The 3,692-nt window shown below is 69.1% G+C and carries 4 protein-coding genes; 1 reads left to right on the top strand and 3 read right to left on the bottom strand.

Annotated elements, in window-relative coordinates; translation table 11 throughout:
* From AX721_RS12790 to prpB, 3 genes are all read right to left on the bottom strand, one after another.
* Positions 1–774: cupin domain-containing protein (locus AX721_RS12790; RefSeq protein ID WP_068876398.1), on the bottom strand; the 774-nt coding region annotated here is incomplete at its 3' end.
* A gap of 51 nt (positions 775–825) precedes the next feature.
* Positions 826–1,614 carry an SDR family NAD(P)-dependent oxidoreductase gene (locus AX721_RS12785; protein WP_068876397.1) on the bottom strand — a complete coding sequence of 263 codons (789 nt, stop codon included), beginning with the start codon at positions 1,612–1,614 and terminating at the stop codon, positions 826–828.
* Positions 1,615–1,717: 103 nt separating this feature from the next.
* Positions 1,718–2,650: a methylisocitrate lyase gene (gene prpB / locus AX721_RS12780; RefSeq protein WP_068876396.1), complete on the bottom strand. Its 933-nt coding sequence runs from the start codon at positions 2,648–2,650 to the stop codon at positions 1,718–1,720.
* Between the two features lie 303 nt (positions 2,651–2,953).
* Here prpB and AX721_RS12775 point away from each other — a divergent pair.
* A partial coding sequence (locus AX721_RS12775; RefSeq protein WP_068876395.1) for an NAD(P) transhydrogenase subunit alpha occupies positions 2,954–3,692 on the top strand: 739 nt, incomplete at its 3' end.

Raw genomic sequence — 3,692 nt, 5'->3', positions numbered from 1 at the left:
CGTCGGCAGCGCGGACCCGCCGGTGAGCGGATTTTGATACTCCAGGATGATGTCGTCGTAGGGATCCGGCTCGAGCGCCGACGCCGCTTCGAGCGCTTGCACCGCGCGGTCCCAGGCATAGGCGAGCACCGGGCTGGCCAGCCGCGTGGCCTTCGCGTCCACCGGACGCATGATCCCACTCCCGAATTGGCGGAACGAGCGGTCCGACTGCTGCGCAACCGGCTGGCGGGGCAGGTCGAGGGGCTCGAAGAAGGTCGCGTTCAGGGCGCGCACGAGCGAGATGTCGAGCACATCCAGCCAGACCATGGGGGTGGGGCTGACGTTCTCGTGGTCGTGCCAGGTCCAGCTGGGCGTCAGCACGAGGTCGCCCTGGCGCATCATGTAGAGTTCGCCATCGACCGTGGTCTCGGTGCCCGAACCCTGCATCACGAAGCGCAGCGCGGTGGCTGCGTGGCGGTGACTGGTCGCCACCTCGCCGGGGTGGATGTACTGGATGGAGCACCAGAAGGTGGGCGTCGTGCCGTACGGCAAGCCGGGGTTGGCCAAGCGAAGCGTGCGTCGCATGCCGCCGGCTTCGAGCTTGAGCTTGCCGCCGATCAGCTCCAGGAGGCGCGCCAGGTCGGCGGCTTTCCAATGGTAGGGCTGCATCGACGAGACCGGCGCAGCCGTGAACAGAGGCGGGTCGGTCGGCTGTGCGACGGCGATGTTGTGAGCGCGAAGCTGTTCTTGAATCTCCGCCCGTTCGCGGGCGTCGGACATCACGGCCTCAGCCATGGGCTTCCTCCATCAGGCGATGCGCCGGGCGAGGACTCCAAGGGCGCACGCCTACCATTTGCCGCCGTTCACCAGCAGGGTCTGACCGGTCACGAACTGGGAGTGCGGGCCAGCGAAGAACAAGGTCGGGCCCACGATGTCGTCGGCGCTCGCGATCCGGCCCATGGGCACGCCGGCCGCGAAGATGTTGGGGTCGTTGGCAGAGTCCTCGATCGTGTCCCGCCCGGTCCCCCCCCTGTGGAAGTCCGTGTCCACAGCGCTCGGCGCCACGGCGTTGGCCCGGACCAGCGGCGCCAGTTCAATGGCCACGGAGCGGGTGAAGGTCAGGACGGCCGCCTTGGCCGCCGCGTAGGGCGCGTGCTGCGGCGCAGCCCAGGTCGCCATCGCGGAGGCGACATTGACGATTGTGCCTCCGCCGCCCGCCAACAGCAGCGGCGTCGCCTCTCGACAGAGCAAGACCGCCGACCGGAGGTTCCCGGCGAGCACGTGGTCCCACTCATCCATCGGAATCTTGTCGAAGCGGGCGAGCTGATTGCGAAAGCCGACGAGGTTGATCAGGCTGTCGATGGCGCCGTGCCGCTCGCCCAACTGCGCAAATGCGGCGCCCACGCTCGTGTCGTCGGTGGCGTCCACCGCGATCGCCTCGACCCCGTCGGTGGGAGGGAACGCATCGATCGAACGCGCGAGGTCGAGCACGGTGACCCTGAGGTCGAGCTCGAGCGCGGCGGCGGTCAGTGCGCGCCCAATTCCGCCGCAACCGCCCGCAATGACCATGCGGGCGCCGGCCGGAGGGCCGAGGCGGTCGTAAGAACCGGAGATAGGCGTCGATAGCTCGGTCATTCCGGCTCCTGGTGGGTCGTGCTGAACGCTGGGCGCAGAGGGCGCAGGCCGGAGGCGCAGCGCGGCCGGACGTTGGCCGCCCGCTTGTGGGCCCGGCCCGTGCTCATGGGATCACAGTGGTGACGATCGAGGAGTCCAGCGCCTCGTAACCGTGATAGTTGATCGTCTCGTAGAGTTCGGCTCGCGTCTGCATTTCGGCGAGCTGGTTGCCGACCGCGCCTTCGCGGGCCAGCGTGGCGTAGAGCCGTTCCTGCGCCTTGGCGGCGACGCGCAGCGAACTGACCGGCCAGATCACCATCTGATAGCCAAGGCTCTCGAACTCGTCCGCCGTCAGCGCGGGCGTACGCCCGAACTCGGTCATGTTGGCGAGCAGGGGGACATCCGGCAGCCCCTTCCGGAATTCCCGGAACATCTCCACCGTCGTCAGCGCCTCGGGGAAGATGGCGTCCGCGCCGGCCTCGACGTACAGCCTCGCCCTCGCCACCGCGCCGGCAATCCCTTCGGAGGCGGCTGCATCGGTCCGTGCGATAAGGACCAGATCGCGCCGGGCGCGCGCGGCGGCGTTGACCTTCACCGCCATCTCTTCGGGGGTAGCCAACTTCTTGTCGTTGAGGTGGCCGCACTTCTTCGGGAGGATCTGGTCCTCGATGTGCACGGCGCCTGCGCCGGCCTCTTCGAACGTGCGCACCATGTGCATGACGTTCAGCGCTTCGCCGTAGCCTGTGTCGCCATCGACAAGGACGGGCAGGCCGGAGGCGCGCGAGACCTGGCGGATGAAAAAGGCCACCTCATCGACCGTGATGATGCCGAGGTCCGGCAGTCCCATCGACGCGGTCATGGCTGCCCCCGACAGGTAGGCCGCCTCGAAGCCGGCGCGGCGCGCCTGCAGGGCGGCCAGTCCGTTGTGCGCGCCAGGCAGGCGCAACAGCCCGCCTCGCTCCAGCAACGCCCGGAAGCGGCGTCCGGCCGAGAGCTGGGAAGCTCCGCCCTGAACGAGATAAAGTTGCTCGCTGCCCGCGCCGCCGTCGCCATTCATATCGCGGATCCGACCTCTCTCACGCATCGCCGTCGCCCCCGGACCACGGGTCCTGAGCTTGCGTAGGTCAGGTTCCGGAATCCGCGCCGGGCGTCTGTCCCTCACCGGTGGGACAGGCCGTCAAAGCCCCATCGGGCGGCGGCAAGCACAGCCCTTTTTGTCGCTGTCCCGGAGGTCTGGGACAGACGCCGCGGCCGGGATCGCCGATGGCAGCTTGGCGTGCCGGGCTGGCGGGACCGCCCCAGGCTCCGCGGGGGTCGAACAGGGCTCCAGGCGGCCGCTGATTTCGGGGAATTCCAACTGATGCCGATGATCGCCGTCACCAAAGAGCGCAAGGCCGGCGAGACGCGGGTGGCCGCGACACCCGAGACGGTGAAGAAGCTGGTCGGCGCCGGGTTCGAGCTGGTCGTCGAGTCCGGCGCGGGCGCGGGCGCCTCGATCGCCGACGCCGACTACGAAGCCGCCGGCGCCAGGATCGCCAAGACCGCCAAGGACGCGCTCGCCAAGGCCGACGTGCTGTTCAAGGTGCGCGCGCCCGAGGCCGATGAGGTCAAGGCGTTGAAGTCCGGCGCCTACGTGGTGGCCCTGCTGAACGCCTTCAACGAGAAGGCGACGGTGGACGCCCTGGCCAAGGCCGGCGCGACCTCGTTCGCCATGGAGTTTGTGCCGCGGATCACCCGCGCGCAGGTGATGGACGCGCTGTCGTCCCAGGCCAACCTGGCCGGCTACCGCGCCGTGATCGAAGGCGCCGAGGCCTACGGCAAGGCGCTGCCGATGATGATGACGGCGGCGGGCACGGTGGCGCCGGCGAAGATCTTCATCATGGGCGTCGGCGTCGCGGGCCTGCAGGCCATCGCCACGGCCCGGCGTCTCGGCGCCGTGGTCACCGCCACCGACGTGCGGCCGGCGACAAAGGAACAGGTCGAGAGCCTGGGGGCCAAGTTCATCGCCGTCGAGGATGAGGAGTTCGCGAACGCCCAGACCGAGGGCGGCTACGCCAAGGAGATGAGCAAGGAATACCAGGCCAAGCAGGCCGAGCTGG

This window comes from Phenylobacterium sp. CCH9-H3 (assembly GCF_001557235.1).
Taxonomy (GTDB): domain Bacteria; phylum Pseudomonadota; class Alphaproteobacteria; order Caulobacterales; family Caulobacteraceae; genus Phenylobacterium.
The sequence above is the reverse complement of the archived record's forward strand: the minus strand, read 5'-3'. Positions and strand labels throughout refer to the sequence as shown.

What these genes read in the sequence shown, in the direction of transcription:
- AX721_RS12785 (WP_068876397.1), bottom strand. Translation starts at nt 1,614, where the DNA reads ATGACCGAGCTATCGACGCCTATCTCCGGTTCTTACGACCGCCTCGGC.
- prpB (WP_068876396.1), bottom strand. Translation starts at nt 2,650, where the DNA reads ATGAATGGCGACGGCGGCGCGGGCAGCGAGCAACTTTATCTCGTTCAG.